At 53.3% G+C, this 390-nt stretch carries 1 protein-coding gene; it reads right to left on the reverse strand.

Going from position 1 to position 390, the window contains the following annotated elements; translation table 11 throughout:
• Nucleotides 1-14 precede the first annotated feature (14 nt).
• On the reverse strand, nucleotides 15-278 hold the full coding sequence (locus tag ACH107_RS33590; RefSeq protein ID WP_412509899.1) for a hypothetical protein: 264 nt from the start codon (nucleotides 276-278) through the stop codon (nucleotides 15-17).
• Nucleotides 279-390: the final 112 nt, after the last annotated feature.

Here is a 390-nt window from a genome sequence, read left to right on the forward strand (position 1 = left end):
GGGCCGTTCGCCTACTACTTAAACGGGACGACGTTTGAATCACCGTTGGCGAAAGCGACTGCGCCTTCGTTGCGAATGGTGCTGACTGCCTCTTCAAATGCGGCTCGGTCGTCTTCAAAGAGATCATCCCATACGATGGATGTCCCGTCTTCGGTCACAACTTCCAGCGACCAACCGTCCCCGCCTTCGAGTTTGTAGATGTCCACCTTGAATGACATCCCATCCTCAACGATATGCTGCGAGGCGCTGGAAATGACAAGGTTAGGTTCGCGTTCCATCTGAATACCTCGTTGATCTGCGGTAGATAATAGAGGCACTGATCACAGAAGCCAATGTCCGCAAAGCGGGATGCGGTCGCAGCATCTGGAGCAATCAACGAAAGGCTGCTCA

This window comes from Roseovarius halophilus (ex Wu et al. 2025), from assembly GCF_047086965.1.

Coding starts and splice junctions, on each gene's coding strand:
- ACH107_RS33590 (WP_412509899.1), bottom strand. CDS start 278: ATGGAACGCGAACCTAACCTTGTCATTTCCAGCGCCTCGCAGCATATC.